The organism is Pseudomonas sp. PvP025, from assembly GCF_017832155.1.
In the GTDB taxonomy this organism is placed as follows: Bacteria; Pseudomonadota; Gammaproteobacteria; order Pseudomonadales; family Pseudomonadaceae; genus Aquipseudomonas.
The window spans coordinates 3730811-3747782 of sequence record NZ_JAFIBJ010000001.1 but is presented as its reverse complement, the minus strand read 5'-3'; the positions used below and the strand labels follow the sequence as shown (position 1 = coordinate 3747782).

The window sequence follows — 16972 nt, the reverse complement described above, 5'->3', positions numbered from 1 at the left end:
GGTGCTAGGATACAGCGCTCCATTCTAGACATTGCGCCGTCTGGCGCCTAGCTCACCATGCCTATTCAGAACTCCCCGTACGATGCCTTTTCCAAACTGCTGAGCACCAGCGGCCACCCCTGCTCGCCTGCCGAACTGCACGGCGTGCTGTTGGGCCGCAGTTGCACCGGTGTCGGCTTCGATGCCGACAACTGGCTGGCCGATGTGGCCGAGCTGCTGGAGACCGAACCCACCGATAACGTACGCAACGCGTTGATCGGCCTGCAAGAGATGGTCAAAGGCGAGCTGACCGGCGATGACGTCACCGTCGTCCTGCTGCTGCCTTCCGACGACGCACCGCTGGCCGACCGCGCCGCTGCGCTGGGCCAGTGGTGCCAGGGCTTCCTCCACGGTTTCGGCGTGAACGCAGGCGGCCTGGAGCTGAGCACCGACGCCAGGGAAGTGCTGCAGGACCTCGCCGCCATCTCCCAGGTGCAAGATGCCCTGGAAGAATCCGAAGACGGCGAAGCCGATTACATGGAGGTCATGGAATACCTGCGCGTGGCGCCGCTGCTGCTGTTCACCGAGACCAAAAAGTCCGCTGAGCCCGCTGCACCCAAGCCGTCGTTGCACTAAAAAGGAAGCCCCTCTGCCCATGATCCATATCCCCAAAGCGGAATACACCCGGCGCCGCAAGGCGCTCATGGCGCAGATGGAACCCAACAGCATCGCGATTCTGCCGGCCGCTGCGGTGGCCATTCGTAATCGTGATGTCGAGCATGTCTACCGCCAGGACAGCGATTTCCAGTACCTGAGCGGCTTCCCTGAACCGCAGGCGGTGATCGTGCTGATGCCCGGTCGCCAGCACGGCGAGTACGTGCTGTTCTGCCGCGAGCGCAACGCCGAGCGCGAACTGTGGGACGGCCTGCGCGCCGGCACCGAAGGCGCGATCCGCGACTTTGGCGCTGACGACGCTTTCCCCATCACCGATATCGACGACATCCTGCCCGGCCTGATCGAAGGCCGCGACCGGGTGTATTCGGCCATGGGCAGCAATGCCGAGTTCGACCGCCATGTGATGGAGTGGATCAACGTGATCCGCTCCAAAGCCCACCTGGGCGCCCAGCCGCCCAAAGAGTTCGTGGCCCTGGATCATCTGTTGCACGACATGCGTCTGTACAAGTCGGCGGCAGAGCTCAGGGTGATGCGCGAGGCCGCGCGCATTTCCTGCGCGGCCCATGTGCGGGCGATGCAGGCCAGTCGCGCCGGTCTGCATGAGTTCAGCCTCGAAGCCGAGCTGGATTACGTGTTTCGCCAGGGTGGGGCGAAAATGCCGGCCTATGGCTCCATCGTTGCCGCCGGGCGCAACAGCTGCATCCTGCATTACCAGCAGAATGACGCGCTGCTCAAGGACGGCGATCTGGTGCTGATCGACGCCGGTTGCGAGATCGACTGCTACGCCAGCGACATCACGCGCACCTGGCCGGTCAACGGCAGGTTCTCGGCCGAGCAAAAGGCGATCTATGAGATCGTGCTGGCGTCCCAGGAAGCCGCCTTTGCCGAGATCGCGCCGAACAAACATTGGAACCAGGCCCACGAGGCGACCGTGCGCGTGATCACCGCCGGGCTGGTGAGCCTCGGGCTGCTGCAGGGCGATGTCGACGAGTTGATCGCCAGCGAAGCCTACCGCGCGTTTTACATGCACCGCGCCGGCCACTGGCTGGGCATGGACGTGCACGATGTCGGTGAATACCGGGTCGGTGGCGAGTGGCGTGTGCTGGAAGTGGGCATGGTATTGACCGTGGAGCCGGGTATCTATATTTCCCCGGATAACCAGAACGTGGCAAAGAAATGGCGTGGCATTGGCGTGCGCATCGAGGACGACGTGGTAGTGACCAAGAAGGGCTGTGAAATCCTGACCGGCGGCGTGCCCAAGACCGTGGCCGAAATTGAAGCGCTGATGGCGGCTGCGCGATGAGCCGGGTCAACCTGGCGATTGTCGGCGGCGGTCTGGTGGGCGCGAGCCTGGCGCTGGCATTGCAGGCCGGCGCCAAGGCGCGGGGCTGGAAGATCATGCTGATCGAACCCTTCGCCCCGGGCGATAGCTACCAGCCAAGCTACGATGCGAGGTCCTCGGCGCTGTCATTCGGCGCGCGGCAGATCTATCAGCGGCTGGGCGTCTGGCAGGACATTTCCCGCCGAGCCGAGCCGATCAAGCAGATTCACGTGTCTGACCGTGGCCGTTTCTCCACCGCGCGCCTGTCCGCTCTGGAGGAAGGCGTGCCGGCCCTGGGCTATGTGGTGGAAAACGCCTGGCTCGGCCAATGCCTGTGGCAGAGCCTTGATAAAGACGTGGTGAGCTGGCGCTGTCCGGCGCAAGTCACGCGTATGGAGCCGTTGCCGGACGGCTATCGCCTGACCCTCAACGATGAAACGGTGCTGTCTTGCGACCTTGCGGTGCTGGCCGATGGTGGCCGTTCCAGCTTGCGTGAACAGCTCGGCATCGGTGTCAAAACCCGGCCGTATAACCAGAGCGCGCTGATCGCCAATGTGACCCCGAGCGAAGCCCACAACGGCGAGGCTTTCGAGCGTTTTACCGATGATGGCCCGATGGCCTTGCTGCCGCTGCCGGACAACCGCTGCGCGCTGATCTGGACCCGCATCGGCATGGATGCCCAGCGCCTGGTCGACCTCGATGAGCGCAGCTTCCTCAGCGAACTGCAGAGCGTGTTCGGCTACCGCCTGGGCACGTTCAAGCAAGTCGGCGCGCGTCATTTGTACCCGCTGACTCTGGTGGAGGCTGAAGAACAAGTGCGCTCGCACCTGGCGATCCTTGGCAATGCGGCCCATAGCCTGCATCCGATTGCCGGGCAGGGCTTCAACCTGTCCCTGCGCGATACGGATGCCCTGGCCGAAGCCCTGCTGGCCGGTCCGCAAGTGCCGGGCGACCTCGCGACCTTGCAGGCTTATCGCGACCGTCAGCGCGGCGATCAGCAACTGACCGTGGGCTTCTCCGACCAGGTGACGCGCCTGTTTGGCAGCGGCCAGCCGTTGGTGGCATTGGGCCGTAACCTCGGCCTGCTGGGCCTGGACCTGTTGCCGCCGGCCAAGCGCTGGTTCGCCCGTCAGGCCATGGGCCTGGGCACGCGCTCGGATGTGTGAGTGAATTCTTTATCGACGATGCCTTGCTTGATCAGGTGCGTCGGCAAAACCCTTTACGTGCGGCGCAGGCCGCCAGCGAGGCAGGTTTAAAGCATGGACATGCGCGCAGATGTGCTGATTGTCGGGGCCGGAATGGTCGGAAGCGCCCTGGCGCTGGCGTTGCAGGGCAGTGGCCTGCAGGTGCTGCTGCTCGATGGCAGCCCGCTGAGCGTCAAACCGTTTGACCCAGACGCAGCGTTCGAGCCGCGGGTGAGCGCCTTGTCGGCCGCCAGCCAGCGCATCCTCGAACGGCTTGGCGTGTGGGATGGCATCGTGGCGCGCCGCGCCAGCCCATATGGCGAAATGCAGGTGTGGGACGGCAGCGGCACCGGGCAGATCCACTTTTCGGCGGCCAGTGTGCACGCCGACGTGCTCGGGCATATCGTTGAAAACCGTGTGGTGCAGGACGCCTTGCTCGATCGCCTGCACGACTGCGACCTGGGCTTGCTGGCCAATGCACGCCTGGAGCAGATGCGTCGTTCCGGCGACGACTGGCTGCTGACCCTGGCAGATGGCCGCAAGCTGCGTACGCCATTGGTGGTGGCCGCCGATGGCGCCAACTCCGCCGTGCGCCGCCTGACCGGCACCGCCACCCGCGAATGGGATTACCTGCACAACGCCATCGTCACCAGCGTGCGCAGTAGCCAGCCGCACCAGCGTACGGCGTGGCAGCGCTTCACCGATACCGGCCCGCTGGCATTTCTGCCGCTGGATCGGGACGGGCAGCAGGAATGGTGTTCGATTGTGTGGTCGACCACGCCGGCTGAGTCCGAACGCTTGATGGCGCTGGATGATGAACGCTTCTGTCGTGAGCTGGAGCGCGCATTCGAAGGGCGGCTGGGAACGGTGGTCAGCGCCGACCCGCGCGTCTGCGTGCCTTTGCGCCAGCGTCATGCCAAGCGCTACGTGGCCGAAGGCCTGGCACTGATCGGCGATGCGGCCCACGCGATTCATCCGCTGGCGGGGCAGGGCGTTAACCTGGGGTTGCTCGATGCTGCGGTGCTGGCCGAGGTGCTGCGGGCGGCGAGCGAGCGCGGTGAACGCCTGGCCGAGGTGAAAGTCCTGAGCCGCTACGAGCGTCGGCGCATGCCGCACAACCTGGCGTTGATGGCGGCGATGGAAGGCTTCGAGCGCCTGTTCCAGGCCGATCAGCTGCCGTTGCGCTGGTTGCGTAATACCGGGTTGAAGGTGGTCAATCGGATGCCTGAAGCCAAGGCTGTGTTCGTTCGCCAGGCGTTGGGGCTGACCGGGGATCTGCCGGAGTTGGCGAAACCCTGACACTGCCGTGCAACATCTGGTAACGCCTCCACCAAGCGTTACCAAATGTGAGTCCTTATCATTTGCCCTCTTTTTGCAAATGAGCGACCGCCCCCATGTCGGCACCCAAGCGCCTCCTGACTGCCCTGGCACTCACCCTGATCGGCTGCAGCAGCGCCCAGGCAGCCGACGAAGTCGTGGTCTACTCCTCGCGCATCGACGAACTGATCAAGCCGGTGTTCGACGCCTACACCCAAAAGACCGGCGTGCAGGTGAAGTTCATCACCGACAAGGAAGCGCCGCTGATGCAGCGCATCAAGGCCGAGGGCGAAAACGCCACCGCCGACCTGCTGCTCACCGTCGACGCCGGCAACCTCTGGCAGGCCGAGCACATGGGCATCCTGCAACCGTTCACCTCGGCGGTCATCAACAAGAACATCCCGTTGCAATATCGCTCATCCGCTCACGCCTGGACCGGCTTGAGCCTGCGCGCGCGTACCATCGCCTATTCCACCGACCGGGTGAAACCGGGCGAACTGACCACCTACGAAGCCCTCGCCGACAAACAATGGGAAGGCCGCCTGTGTCTGCGCACGGCGAAGAAGGTCTATAACCAATCGCTGACCGCCACCCTGATCGAAACCCACGGCGCGGCCAGGACCGAGGAAATCGTCAAGGGCTGGGTCAACAACCTGTCCACCGACGTGTTTTCCGACGACATTGCGGTCCTGGAGGCGATCAACGCCGGGCAATGCGACGTGGGCATCGTCAACACCTACTACTACGGTCGCCTGCACAAGCAGAAGCCGGAGTTGGCGGTGAAGCTGTTCTGGCCGAACCAGGGCGACCGTGGCGTGCACGTCAACCTGTCGGGCATCGGCCTGACCAGGTACGCGCCGCACCCGGAAGCCGCCAAGGCGCTGGTGGAGTGGATGACCACGCCTGAGGCGCAGAAGATCTTTGCGGATGTGAACCAGGAGTTCCCGGCCAACCCGGCGGTGCCGCCTTCTGCCGAAGTGGCGACCTGGGGCAAGTTCGTGGCCGATACCTTGCCGGTGGAAGTGGCGGGCAAGCGTCAGGCTGAGGCGATTCGCCTGATGGATCGCGCTGGCTGGAACTGAACGTGTAAAACGCCGCAGATCAAAATGTGGGAGGGGGCTTGCTCCCGATAGCAGTGGATCAGTTACTCATGAGTAGACTGACAACCCGCTATCGGGAGCAAGCCCCCTCCCACACTGTGTTTTGCCTTTGGATCGTCATTCGCAGGAAGTTTGCTCTTGGCCCACCCCGCCCAACGCCGCTGGTACCTGCCGGTGTTCACCGTCGCCGCCCTGGTGCTATTGCCACTGAGCGTGCTGTTGCTGTCTTGGCAAACTGTTGATGCACAAATCTGGGCCCACCTGTGGGATACCCAGATGCCACGCCTGCTGGGCAATACGCTCACGCTGGTGCTTGGCGTTGGCGTCGGTGTGACCTTGTTGGGCGTCAGCCTGGCCTGGTTGACCAGCCTCTGCGAGTTCCCCGGACGGCGCTGGCTCGACTGGGCGTTGATGCTGCCTTTTGCGATTCCGGCGTATGTACTGGCCTTTGTCTTTGTCGGCCTGCTGGATTTTGCAGGCCCGGTGCAGAGCCTGCTGCGCGAAGGGTTCGGCAGCGGCTTGCGCCTGCCGCGCGTGCGCTCCACCGGCGGCGTGATCATCGTGCTGGTGCTGGTGTTCTACCCTTACGTGTATCTGCTCGCGCGCAGCGCATTCCTGGCCCAGGGCAAAGGCCTGATGGAGGCGGCGCGGATACTCGGGCAATCGCCGTGGCAGGCGTTCTGGCGCGTCGCGTTGCCGATGGCCAGGCCGGCGATCGGTGCGGGCGTGGCGTTGGCGTTGATGGAGACCCTGGCGGATTTTGGCGCGGTCTCGGTGTTCAACTTCGACACGTTTACCACCGCGATCTACAAGACTTGGTACGGTTTTTTCAGCCTGTCCAGCGCGGCTCAACTGGCCAGCCTGTTGCTGCTGGTGGTGATGCTGGTGCTGTACGGCGAGCGTCGCGCGCGGGGCGCCAGCCGACCCGGCAATGATCGGCCACGGGGCAAGGCGCTGTATCACTTGCGCGGGGTCAAGGCGGCGGTGGCCACTGCCTGGTGTGGTCTGGTGTTCGCCTGTGCCTTTGTGATTCCGATGCTGCAGTTGGTGGTGTGGTTCTGGCAGCGTGGCCGCTTCGATCTGGATGAACGTTACACGGGGCTGATCGTGCACACCCTTTATCTGGGTGGTATCGCGGCGCTCATCACCGTCAGCGTGGCGCTGCTGCTGGCGTTCGCCAACCGTCTGGCGCCGACCCGGGCGATTCGCTCCGGCGTCAGCCTGGCCAACGTCGGTTACGCGTTGCCGGGGTCGGTGCTGGCGGTGTCGATCATGTTGGCGTTCAGCTATCTGGACCGCGTGCTGGTGGTGCCGCTGTCCGGCTGGCTGGGCGGTGCGGGCAAGCCGTTGCTGCTGGGCAGCCTGTTGGCGCTGGTGCTGGCGTATCTGGTGCGGTTCCTTGCGGTGGCCTACGGGCCGCTGGAAAACAGCCTGGCGCGCATCCGCCCGTCATTGCCTGAAGCGGGGCGCAGTCTGGGGGTCAGTGGGCCACGACTGTTTTGCAAAGTGTATCTGCCGCTGTTGCTGCCGGGCACCCTGAGCGCGGCGCTGCTGGTGTTCGTCGATGTGCTCAAGGAAATGCCCGCGACCCTGCTGATGCGCCCGTTTGGCTGGGACACACTGGCGGTGCGGATCTTTGAAATGACCAGCGAAGGCGAGTGGGCAAGGGCGTCGCTGCCGGCTTTGACGCTGGTGTGTGTCGGCCTGTTGCCCGTCATCGGCCTGATTCGTCGCTCGGCCCGGCCAATCGGCTAGGTGCCAGTCCTACAGCTTGCGGCTACAATGCGCGGCATTCGGTGCGCGCCGTCTTTCGGATCGGGTCGCTGTGCGTGGCTGCAGGCCTTGTGATTAAAAGGTGTCCAGCGCATATGGCAAGCCTGCGCATCTTCGCCAAGCCCGGAAGGAGAAACCCATGGGACAGCGTACGCCTCTGTATGACCTGCATCTCGCCCTGGGCGCGAAAATGGTCGATTTTGGCGGTTGGGATATGCCTCTGCACTACGGCTCGCAAGTTGAGGAGCACCATCAGGTGCGACGCGACTGCGGGGTGTTCGATGTGTCCCACATGACCGTGGTCGATGTCACAGGCCTTCAGGCCAGGGAGTGGCTTCAGCGCCTGCTGGCCAATGACGTCGATCGTTTGCATGGCTGCGGCCGTGCGCTTTACAGCGCCATGCTCAATGAGCAGGGCGGCGTGGTGGACGACATGATCGTCTATCGCACCCAGACCGGTTACCGGCTGGTGTTCAACGCCGCCACCCGTGACCAGGACCTGGCCTGGATGCAGGCGCAGCTTGGTGACTACCAGGTGCAACTGCATGAGCGCACGGAACTGGCGATGCTCGCCATTCAAGGCCCCCATGCCCGACAGAAAATCGCCGAGCTGGTGACCCAATCCCGCAGCACCCTGATCCACCAGCTCAAGCCCTTTGAAGGCCAGGCCGACGGCGACTGGTTTATCGCTCGCACCGGCTACACCGGCGAAGACGGCCTGGAAATTGTCCTGCCAGCCGAGCAGGCTCCGGGATTTTTCAACGACCTGGTCGGTGCCGGTATTTCCCCCATCGGCCTCGGCGCCCGCGATACCCTGCGCCTGGAAGCGGGCATGAACCTGTATGGTCAGGATATTCATCAGGACGTTTCGCCCCTGGCGGCCAATATGGCCTGGAGCATTGCCTGGGAGCCGGCGGAGCGCGACTTCATCGGGCGCGCGGCGCTGGAAGCCGAACTGGCGGCGGGTGTGCAGTTCAAGCTGGTGGGTTTGGTCCTGGAAGAACGCGGCGTTTTACGCGCTCATCAGGTGGTTCGTATCGCCAATGTTGGCGAAGGAGAGATCACCAGTGGTAGTTTCTCCCCTACGCTGAGCAAATCCATTGCCCTGGCGCGTGTACCGACGGCGACGGCCGACCGGGCCGAGGTGGAAATCCGCGGCAAGTGGTACCCGGTTCGAGTGGTCAAACCGACCTTCGTGCGCCATGGCAAGACACTGATCTAACTATTTCCGGCAGGCCATTTGGCCGCTGACATTCCTTCTAGAGGGCACAGAATATGAGCACTATCCCTGCCGAACTGCGTTTTGCCGAAAGTCACGAATGGGCCCGTCTGGAAGCCGACGGCACGGTGACCGTCGGGATTTCCGACCATGCCCAGGAAGCGCTGGGGGATGTGGTGTTTGTTGAGTTGGCCGAAGTGGGCGCCACGTTTGAAGCCGAAGGGCAGGCGGGGGTGGTTGAGTCGGTGAAGGCCGCCTCGGATATCTACGCGCCAGTGGCTGGCGAAGTGATCGCTGTGAACGAAGAGCTGAGTGGCAGCCCCGAGCTGCTGAACTCCGACCCTTACGGCGCGTGGATCTTCAAGCTCAAGCCAAGCAACCCGGCTGATCTGGATAAACTGCTGGACGCCGCCGGCTACAAGGCTGCTATCGGCGAGTAAACGCAAAGCGTTGAACAGCACAAACCAGTGTGGGCGCTGGCTTGCCTGCGATGCAGACACCTTGGTGTATCAGTTACACCGCAGTGATGTCATCGCAGGCAAGCCCGCTCCCACATTGGGTTGAGGTGAGCCGGATTTTTCAGTTCGCGTTCAGTACCGCTTTGACCGCCGCTACCGCTCGTTCCACATCCGCCTCGGTCATTGCCGTAAACATCGGCAACGACACAATCAAACGGCCCACTTTTTCCGCCACCGGGAACATGCCTTCCTTGAAACCCTGTGCCCGATAAAGGCTCAGCAGGTGGATCGGTGGGTAGTGGTAACCGATGCCGACGCCATGGGCCTGCATCTGCTCCATGAACGTCGCGCGGGCGGGCAAGCCGTCCTGGCGTTCCGGCAGCACCAGTTGGAACAGGTGCCAGTTGCTGTTTTCGAAGTCCGCAGGCGGTAATTGCGCGCCGTATGCCTGTTCAAAATCACTGCCGAAGCATTGGAAGTAATGCCGCGCCAGATTTTGGCGGTGGGCGGTGATTTTTTCGATATGGGCAAACTGGCCCAGGCCGATGGCAGCGGCGATATCAGTCATGTTGAACTTGCCACCCAACACATCCACGTCCAGGCCGTCAAAGCCGGTGCGGGTAACACCCTGCAGGCGATATTTTTCCGCCAGGCGTGCTTCCTCGGCGTTGTTCAATACCAGGCAACCGCCCTCGGACGAGGTGATGTTTTTATTCGCCTGGAAACTGAAGGAAACGAAGTCGCCGGTGGCGCCGATTCGCTCGCCATCCCAGCTGGAGCCCAGGGCCTGGGCGGCGTCTTCAATGATGCGCAGGTTGTACTTGTTGGCCAGTGCATAAAGCATTGGCATATCCAGCGGCAAACCGGCCAGGTACACCGGAATGATCGCCTTGGTACGCGGGGTAATGGCCGCTTCCACCTGCGTCAGATCGATATTGCGGGTGACCGGATCGATATCGGCAAACACCGGCGTTGCACCCACTTCCAGAATCACGTTGGCTGTAGCGACCCACGAGATTGGCGTGGTAATGACTTCATCGCCCGGCCCGATACCGGCGATGCGCAAGGCAATCTCCATGGTGCAGGTGCCCGAGTTGAACGTGCGTACCGGGCGCCCGCCAAAATATTCCGACAGCTGTGCTTCGAATGCCTGCACTTTCGGCCCGCTGGTGATCCAGCCGGAGCGCAGCACATCGCCGACCGCCGAGATAGTGGCTTCATCGATGGTGGGTTTGGAAAACGGCAGGAAGGGCTGTTGGCTCATGACGAGGAAGGCATCCGTTTCAGAGTGGCGACGAATAAAGGCTGTGAGTGCCCGGCATGGTTGCACGGTTCGACTGAATATAGCCTGTCGCCGGTGAACGAATTGTCATCTGGCAGGCAAAAAAATGCCGCTTGAAAAAGCGGCATCCTTTAGAGCAAGTATCACTCGGTAACGGCATTCTTCGCGAGAATGGCGTTGGCCAGTTGCATGTCCGTGGCCTGCAGGCCAGGGTTGTCGGCGCGGACCTTCTGCATGGCGGCTTCCAGGTAAGGGCCGCGGATGCCGCCGTCGCTGGCAACGAAGCTGCCTGCGTCGTCTTGAGCGGCAACCACCATCTTGTGGTCCTTGAAGGTCAGGTACGTGGAGCCGGTCGTGGCACCCGACGAGATGACATTGCGCCAGAAGCTGTCGGCCATGGCTGAACCGACTGGGAGGGATAGCACAGCGAGGGTTGCGACAGCATATTTAAGACGCATGGTAGGTGACTCCGGTGGTTGTCTGTTGGGTTTGATTGTAATCAGACCAATCGAGTTCAATCATGACTAAACAGTTTCGACTTTCAATACCACGCCGTCCTGGCCGATCACCCGCACTTGAGCGCCTGCAGGCATATCCGGGCCGGTCACCATCCATACACCGTCGCCGACTTTCACCTTGCCCCGGCCATCCACAATGGCTTGATGCACAACAAAGGTGCGGCCGATCAGCTCCGAGCCCCGCTCGTTCAGACCCGGCTGATCGCTCGCCTTGGCGCTGCTGCGCTGACGCTTCCACCAGTACACCGCCGTCAGAATCGACAGCAGGGCGAACAGCAGCAGTTGCCATTCCAGCCCCAGCGATGGCACCACGAACTTGATTACGCCCACCGCAGCGGCCGCGATGCCCATCCACAGCAGATACCCGCCGGCCCCGAACACCTCGAGAATCAACAACACGGTACCCAGTGCCAACCAGTCCCAGAACGACAGATGCTGAAGGAATTCCCACATGGCGATGGCCTCAGCCTTTCTTGTTGTCGAACGTTGCCTTGACGATCTCGCCGATACCACCGATGGCGCCGATCACCTGGCTGGCTTCCAGCGGCATGAGAATCACCTTGCTGTTGTTGGCCGACGCCAGCTTGCCCAGGGCGTCGATGTACTTTTGCGCGACAAAATAGTTGACCGCCTGCACGTTGCCCGACGCGATTGCTTCCGACACCACTTGCGTGGCGCGGGCTTCCGCTTCGGCCTGACGCTCACGGGCTTCAGACTCCAGGAATGCGGCCTGTCGGCTACCCTCGGCCTCGAGGATCTGCGCCTGCTTCTTGCCCTCGGCGGTCAGGATCGCCGAAGCGCGCAGGCCTTCGGCTTCGAGAATCTGCGCACGCTTGATTCGCTCGGCCTTCATCTGCCCGGACATGGCAGCCATCAGGTCTGCCGGCGGGCTGATGTCCTTGATTTCGATACGTGTGATCTTGATGCCCCACGGCGCCGTGGCTTCGTCGACGGTGCGCAGCAGCTTTTCGTTGATGCCGTCACGCTGGCTGAGCATGGCGTCCAGTTCCATGGAACCGAGCACAGTACGGATATTGGTTTGCAGCAGGTTGCGGATGGCGTGTTCGAGGTTGTTGACCTCGTAGGCCGCCTGGGCGGTGTTTACCACCTGGAAGAAGCACACGGCGTCGATCTGCACAGTGGCGTTGTCGGCGGTGATCACTTCCTGGGGCGGGATATCCAGCACGCTTTCCATCACGTTGATCTTGCGACCGATGCGGTCCATGACCGGAATGATGATATTGAGGCCAGGCTTGAGGGTGTTGGTGTAGCGGCCAAAACGCTCGACCGTCCACTGGTAGCCCTGGGGCACCACCTTGAAGCCCATGAAAAGAATGGCGATGGCCAAACCCACGAAAAGAAGCAGTACTGTTCCGATCTGCATTGCGATTCCCTATCTGATGGTGTCGGTAAAACGACGTTCGGCCGATTGTAACGGGGTTGTCGCCGATAAGACGGTTTCATTGTCCGACAATCAAAGGATTATTTCTGAATCTCCAGGGGTGACCCGCAGCACTTCGGCCAGGGTGGTCAGCCCGGCCTGTACCTTCAGCAACCCGGCCATCCGCAGGCTGTGCATGTCTTGCCGCAACGCCGCCTTGCGCAATGCCTGCACATCGGTGCCGGGCGTGATCAGTGTCGTGAGCGCCTCATCCATCACCATGATTTCGTAGACGCCGGCCCGGCCTCGGTAACCGCTGTCACGGCACTCTGCGCACCCCACTGCCTCGCAGCTATCGCCCGCAACGCGCTTGCAGGCGGGGCACAGCAGGCGTACCAGACGCTGGGCCATGACCCCCAGCAAGGTGGCTTTGATCAAATAATGAGCAATCCCCAGCTCCTGCAAGCGGCTGATGGCGCTGGGCGCGTCGTTGGTGTGCAGGGTCGACAGCACGAGGTGCCCGGTAAGCGCGGCCTGGATCGCCATTTCGGCGGTTTCCTGGTCGCGTATCTCGCCGATCATGATGATGTCCGGGTCCTGGCGCAGCAGGGCGCGAATGCCGCTGGCGAAGGTCAGGTCGATATTGTGCTGCACCTGCATCTGGTTGAACGCCGGCTCGACCATTTCGACCGGGTCCTCCACCGTGCACAGGTTGACCTCGCGGGTCGCCAGTCGCTTGAGCGTGGTGTAGAGGGTGCTGGTCTTGCCGGAACCGGTCGGTCCGGTGACCAGGATGATGCCATGGGCCTTGCTGGTCATGGCGTGCCAGCGCCGCTGGTCTTCGGGTGACAGGCCGAGCTGGTCGAAGTCCTTGAGCAGCACCTGGGGGTCGAAAATCCGCATCACCAGTTTCTCGCCAAAGGCCGTGGGCAAGGTCGACAGACGCAACTCCACCTCGGCGCCCGCAGGGCTTCTGGTCTTGAGGCGGCCGTCCTGGGGTTTGCGTTTTTCCGCCACGTTCATCCGGCCCAGGCTTTTCAGGCGGCTGACCACTGCCATCGTGACCTGGGGCGGGAATTGATAGACATCATGCAGCAGCCCATCGATGCGAAAGCGCACGCGGCCCTGGTCCATGCAAGGTTCGATGTGGATATCGCTGGCACGCTGGCCGAAGGCGTACTGCAACAGCCAGTCGACGATCGTGACGATATGCGCGTCGTTGGCATCCGGCTCCTGATCGCTGCCGCCGAGGTTGAGCAGTTCGACATTGGCAGGCGCCGCGATTTTCTGATCCGCGCCGCGCACCGACTTCGCCACGCGGTAGAACTCGCCCATGCAGTGCTCGATTGCCTGGGGGTTGGCGACCACGCGCTTTATCGAGCGTTTGAGCACCTGCGCCAGGCCGGCTTCCCACTCGGTGACATAAGGCTGGGCACTGGCGACGGTGACGGTGTGTGCATCCACGGCCACAGCGAGGATCGCGTGACGTTGGGCGAATGCGTGGGACATCAGCGGCACCACCGTCGCCACGTCGATCTTCAGCGGGTCGATGCGCAGATAAGGTTGTCCGGCCTGCCGGGCGAGCCATTGCGTCAGCGCTTCCAGGTCGGCGCCCTGGGCCGCGATGAGTTCCAGCGGATGCCGGTTGCCGGCGGGCGATGTCGACAGGCGCTGTGCGACGTCGGCTGCGACCAGCCCGGCCTCGACCAGAGGCGGCAGCAACGCGTGCAATTGCAAACGGTGATCAACAGACATGCAGATTTACCTGAGAAGCGCTGGACGTCTCCTCAGGCTAGTCAGGTGCTGTATTTTTGCCTCTCAGGGTGTATTGCAGGCTTTTACGCTGAACAACGCTAAGGCCCCCACATCCCCGTGGCGAGCGGGCTTGCCCTAATGCCGTTCAGTTAAGCGCAGATTCCCTGTGGCGAGCAGGCTTGTCCTGCGTTGGGCTGCACAGCAGCCCCAAAGCCAGGCGCTGAGCCGTATCAGGTACACCGCGTTTTGCTCGATTGGGGGCGCTTCGCACCCCAACGGGGGGCAAGCCCGCTCGCCACAGGGCCGTGGTTTGGTATTACAGACGCAGCAACGTTTTCCATGCCCGGTTCTGATACACCGCAATCGCCTGATGCATCCGCGCGTCCAGCGACTCATCGGTGATCGGCTGGTTGGCCAGTTGCACCAACTTGTTCAGCTCGCCGTACAGGCGGTCCAGCTCGGCAATGTCCACCACCTGACGTGCGTGATGCAGCCAGGCCTGGATGCGCTCGATGCGCGGCAGCTGCTCGGCCAGGTCTTCGGGTTGCTGCTGGTAGCGCGGCAGTTGCAGGGCGACGGCATCGTCGGCCAGCAGGCGCGGCAGCCAGTTGGTGAGTTGCGCTGCGCCCTGGCGGTTGCCGCGCACGGTGCGCTCGGCGGTCCAGGTGCGGGCCAGCAGCCAGCGCGAGGTGTTCAATGAGAACAGGCCCCAGCGCACGTCTTCGAGCTCTTCGGCGAATTGCTCCGGCGCGGCTTTGCGAATGTCTTCGTCGTCGTCACCGGCCTGTACCAGCGGGCGCCAGTCTTCGAGCAGGGCATCGAGTGCGCTGCGCAGTTCGCTGGTGGACTGGCGTGGCGCCGCCTGACCAAGGCTGCCGATCAGGGCGCGCAGTTCGCCGAGGTGATCGACCCAGTCCTGCAACAGGCGCCAATGGCCGTTGAACCGGTATTGCTCGGCCAGACGCTGGCTGCTGCCCAGCAGGTGCCACATGATCGCGGCGAAGGCGTCGTCCAGCGGCATTTCGGCGTGGATCTGCGGCGCCGGCAGGCTCAGAGAGTAGCTGCCGGCGTCGTACAGGCGGTAGCCGCGCTCGGCCTTGCTGATGTCACACGGCATCAGCGCCAGCGTGGCGGCCAGCTCGGCGGCGAGTTCCAGCAGGGCCGCCGGTTCGCCTTCGCGCAGCTCCAGTTCCAGCTCGCAGATTTCTTCTTTCTGCTTGCCGACCACCACGTGGCCCAGGTCCAGGGCGGCTTCGATCACCACCTTGGCTTTGCCACGGCCCCAGGCGATTTCGGCGCGCTCGCGCACAAAATCGGTAGTGAAGATCGGCTTGAGGGTCTTTTTGTCCAGCTCGGCCAGTTGCTCGGGCCAGCATTCGCCGTCGAGTTTCTTCACGTCGAGCTTGGCTTTGGGCAGGTTCCAGTTGTACTCGTTGCGTTCCGACAGGCCGGCGATGCTTTGGCCACGGGTCTTGAGGGTCTGGATAATCTCGTCACCGTCCTTGCGCAGGCGCAGGGCAACCTTGGCCTGGGCCAGGTCGCGCTCGGGGGTGTCGAAATACTGGTTCATCAACTCACGGCGTTCCCAGCCACTTTTGTTGCGTTTTTTCAGTAGCGGGTGCTCACGCAGCGCAGCGAGGGTTTCGCGGCTGACGCGGAGCTTGATTTCGGTTTCTTTCTGCATGGCCGGAAAATCCAGGATCGGGAGCGCAGCCGGGGAAAAGAGTGGCTGCCAAGGCCGTGCAGTGTACAGGACTGAGCCCGGCAACGCGCCGCAACGGTTTATTGTGTCGTGCAGATGGCTCTATAGTGGGCCCAATCCGTGAAGTCGAGAGGCCGAGCATGCCGTTACCTACCCTGAAAGAGCAATTCGCCGCGCTGATTGCCGCGCCATCGGTCAGTTGCACGCAGGCGTCTCTGGATCAGACCAACCGCCCGGTGATCGATCTGCTCGCCAGTTGGCTGGGCGATCTGGGCTTTGCCATCGACATCCAGCAGGTCAGCCCCGGCAAGTTCAACCTGCTGGCCACCTTCGGCAGCGGTCCCGGCGGGCTGGTGCTGGCCGGGCACAGCGACACGGTGCCGTATGATGACGCCTTGTGGCAGACCGATCCGCTCAAGCTGACGGAAGTTGACGGCCGCTGGGTAGGATTGGGCAGCTGCGACATGAAGGGTTTTTTCGCCCTGGCCATCGAAGCGGTGTTGCCGCTGCTCGACCAGCCGTTCAAACAGCCGTTGCTGATTCTCGCCACGTGCGATGAAGAGAGCTCCATGTCCGGCGCCCGGGCGTTGGCCGCAGCGGGCCGTCCGCTGGGCCGCGCAGCGGTGATCGGCGAGCCCACTGGCCTGAGGCCGATCCGCCTGCACAAGGGCGTGATGATGGAGCGCATCGACATCCTCGGCCGCAGCGGCCATTCGTCGGACCCGAGCCTGGGGCACAGCGCCCTTGAAGCCATGCACGATGCCATCGGCGAACTGCGCGGCCTGCGCCTGGCCTGGCAGCGCGAATACCGCAACCCGCAATTCAGCGTGCCGCAGCCCACCCTGAACCTGGGCTGCATCCACGGCGGCGACAACCCCAACCGCATTTGCGGCCAGTGTTCCCTGGAGTTCGATCTGCGGCCATTGCCGGGCATGGACCCTGAAGTGCTGCGTGCCGCTATCCGGCAGAAACTCGCACCTCTGGCCGAGCGCCATCACGTCCAAATCGACTACGCGCCGCTGTTTCCCGAAGTGCCACCGTTCGAACAGCCCGAAGACGCCGAACTGGTGCGGGTTGCGGAGCGTTTGACCGGCCATCGTGCCGAAGCAGTGGCGTTTGGCACCGAAGCGCCTTATCTTCAGCGCCTTGGTTGCGAAACCCTGGTGCTCGGCCCTGGTGATATCGCCTGTGCGCACCAGCCGGGCGAGTACCTCGAAATGTCACGCTTGACGCCTACAGTGCAGTTATTGCGCGAACTGATCGAACATTACTGCCTCAAACCTGCATAAATTAACCCCTGCCTGTACG

Annotated in this window: 14 protein-coding genes and 1 pseudogene; 9 read left to right on the top strand and 6 right to left on the bottom strand. The window is 62.9% G+C overall.

The genetic code is table 11. The features are described from left to right. The first annotated feature begins 57 nt into the window (after nt 1-57). From JOE32_RS16225 to gcvH, 8 genes are all read left to right on the top strand, one after another. Nucleotides 58-615 (top strand): YecA family protein, encoded by a 558-nt coding sequence (locus JOE32_RS16225; protein WP_209986192.1) that lies wholly within the window; start codon nt 58-60, stop codon nt 613-615. Between the two features lie 19 nt (nt 616-634). Continuing rightward, entirely contained in the window at nt 635-1957 is a 1323-nt protein-coding gene (gene pepP, locus JOE32_RS16220) for a Xaa-Pro aminopeptidase (RefSeq protein WP_209986189.1), read from the top strand. Continuing rightward, nucleotides 1954-3141, top strand: a complete 1188-nt coding sequence (gene ubiH / locus JOE32_RS16215) for a 2-octaprenyl-6-methoxyphenyl hydroxylase (protein ID WP_209986186.1) — start codon at nt 1954-1956, stop codon at nt 3139-3141. Before pepP ends, ubiH begins: the two co-directional genes overlap by 4 nt. Before the next feature lie 99 nt (nt 3142-3240). Next, the gene (locus JOE32_RS16210; RefSeq protein WP_209990560.1) at nt 3241-4458 is read left to right on the top strand and encodes a 2-octaprenyl-3-methyl-6-methoxy-1,4-benzoquinol hydroxylase; all 1218 of its coding nucleotides are present in this window, start codon (nt 3241-3243) and stop codon (nt 4456-4458) included. Nucleotides 4459-4553: 95 nt separating this feature from the next. Then, a complete protein-coding gene (locus JOE32_RS16205) occupies nt 4554-5558 on the top strand; it encodes an extracellular solute-binding protein (protein WP_209986184.1) in 1005 nt (334 codons plus the stop codon). A 156-nt stretch (nt 5559-5714) separates the two neighbouring features. Further along, nucleotides 5715-7331 (top strand): iron ABC transporter permease, encoded by a 1617-nt coding sequence (locus JOE32_RS16200; protein ID WP_209986181.1) that lies wholly within the window; start codon nt 5715-5717, stop codon nt 7329-7331. A 157-nt stretch (nt 7332-7488) separates the two neighbouring features. Beyond that, complete coding sequence (gene gcvT, locus JOE32_RS16195; protein WP_209986178.1) at nt 7489-8571, top strand: glycine cleavage system aminomethyltransferase GcvT; 1083 nt, start codon at nt 7489-7491, stop codon at nt 8569-8571. Nucleotides 8572-8624: 53 nt separating this feature from the next. After that, a complete protein-coding gene (gcvH, locus tag JOE32_RS16190; protein ID WP_209986175.1) occupies nt 8625-9008 on the top strand; it encodes a glycine cleavage system protein GcvH in 384 nt (127 codons plus the stop codon). Nucleotides 9009-9147: 139 nt separating this feature from the next. Here gcvH and JOE32_RS16185 read toward each other — a convergent pair whose 3' ends face one another. The 6 genes and pseudogenes from JOE32_RS16185 to JOE32_RS16160 all read right to left on the bottom strand — a co-directional run bounded on the left by JOE32_RS16185 (nt 9148) and on the right by JOE32_RS16160 (nt 15646). Further along, nucleotides 9148-10290, bottom strand: coding sequence for a DegT/DnrJ/EryC1/StrS aminotransferase family protein (locus JOE32_RS16185; RefSeq protein ID WP_209986172.1), 1143 nt, complete (start codon nt 10288-10290; stop codon nt 9148-9150). A 161-nt stretch (nt 10291-10451) separates the two neighbouring features. Then, the gene (locus JOE32_RS16180) at nt 10452-10766 is read right to left on the bottom strand and encodes a DUF2388 domain-containing protein (RefSeq protein ID WP_003234790.1); all 315 of its coding nucleotides are present in this window, start codon (nt 10764-10766) and stop codon (nt 10452-10454) included. A gap of 66 nt (nt 10767-10832) precedes the next feature. Next, a complete protein-coding gene (locus JOE32_RS16175; RefSeq protein WP_209986168.1) occupies nt 10833-11279 on the bottom strand; it encodes an NfeD family protein in 447 nt (148 codons plus the stop codon). 10 nt (nt 11280-11289) lie between these two features. Continuing rightward, nucleotides 11290-12210 (bottom strand): SPFH domain-containing protein, encoded by a 921-nt coding sequence (locus JOE32_RS16170; RefSeq protein ID WP_057006438.1) that lies wholly within the window; start codon nt 12208-12210, stop codon nt 11290-11292. A gap of 76 nt (nt 12211-12286) precedes the next feature. After that, nucleotides 12287-13962 (bottom strand): annotated as a pseudogene (locus JOE32_RS16165) (ATPase, T2SS/T4P/T4SS family). Between the two features lie 316 nt (nt 13963-14278). Next, nucleotides 14279-15646: a CYTH domain-containing protein gene (locus tag JOE32_RS16160; protein WP_209986162.1), complete on the bottom strand. Its 1368-nt coding sequence runs from the start codon at nt 15644-15646 to the stop codon at nt 14279-14281. Nucleotides 15647-15804: 158 nt separating this feature from the next. Between JOE32_RS16160 and argE the strand changes: the two genes are divergently transcribed. Further along, nucleotides 15805-16953: an acetylornithine deacetylase gene (gene argE / locus JOE32_RS16155; RefSeq protein ID WP_209986159.1), complete on the top strand. Its 1149-nt coding sequence runs from the start codon at nt 15805-15807 to the stop codon at nt 16951-16953. Nucleotides 16954-16972: the final 19 nt, after the last annotated feature.

What these genes read in the sequence shown, in the direction of transcription:
- JOE32_RS16225 (WP_209986192.1), top strand. Translation starts at nt 58, where the DNA reads ATGCCTATTCAGAACTCCCCGTACGATGCCTTTTCCAAACTGCTGAGC.
- pepP (WP_209986189.1), top strand. Translation starts at nt 635, where the DNA reads ATGATCCATATCCCCAAAGCGGAATACACCCGGCGCCGCAAGGCGCTC.
- ubiH (WP_209986186.1), top strand. Translation starts at nt 1,954, where the DNA reads ATGAGCCGGGTCAACCTGGCGATTGTCGGCGGCGGTCTGGTGGGCGCG.
- JOE32_RS16210 (WP_209990560.1), top strand. Translation starts at nt 3,241, where the DNA reads ATGCGCGCAGATGTGCTGATTGTCGGGGCCGGAATGGTCGGAAGCGCC.
- JOE32_RS16205 (WP_209986184.1), top strand. Translation starts at nt 4,554, where the DNA reads ATGTCGGCACCCAAGCGCCTCCTGACTGCCCTGGCACTCACCCTGATC.
- gcvT (WP_209986178.1), top strand. Translation starts at nt 7,489, where the DNA reads ATGGGACAGCGTACGCCTCTGTATGACCTGCATCTCGCCCTGGGCGCG.
- gcvH (WP_209986175.1), top strand. Translation starts at nt 8,625, where the DNA reads ATGAGCACTATCCCTGCCGAACTGCGTTTTGCCGAAAGTCACGAATGG.
- JOE32_RS16185 (WP_209986172.1), bottom strand. Translation starts at nt 10,290, where the DNA reads ATGAGCCAACAGCCCTTCCTGCCGTTTTCCAAACCCACCATCGATGAA.
- JOE32_RS16180 (WP_003234790.1), bottom strand. Translation starts at nt 10,766, where the DNA reads ATGCGTCTTAAATATGCTGTCGCAACCCTCGCTGTGCTATCCCTCCCA.
- JOE32_RS16175 (WP_209986168.1), bottom strand. Translation starts at nt 11,279, where the DNA reads ATGTGGGAATTCCTTCAGCATCTGTCGTTCTGGGACTGGTTGGCACTG.
- JOE32_RS16170 (WP_057006438.1), bottom strand. Translation starts at nt 12,210, where the DNA reads ATGCAGATCGGAACAGTACTGCTTCTTTTCGTGGGTTTGGCCATCGCC.
- JOE32_RS16160 (WP_209986162.1), bottom strand. Translation starts at nt 15,646, where the DNA reads ATGCAGAAAGAAACCGAAATCAAGCTCCGCGTCAGCCGCGAAACCCTC.
- argE (WP_209986159.1), top strand. Translation starts at nt 15,805, where the DNA reads ATGCCGTTACCTACCCTGAAAGAGCAATTCGCCGCGCTGATTGCCGCG.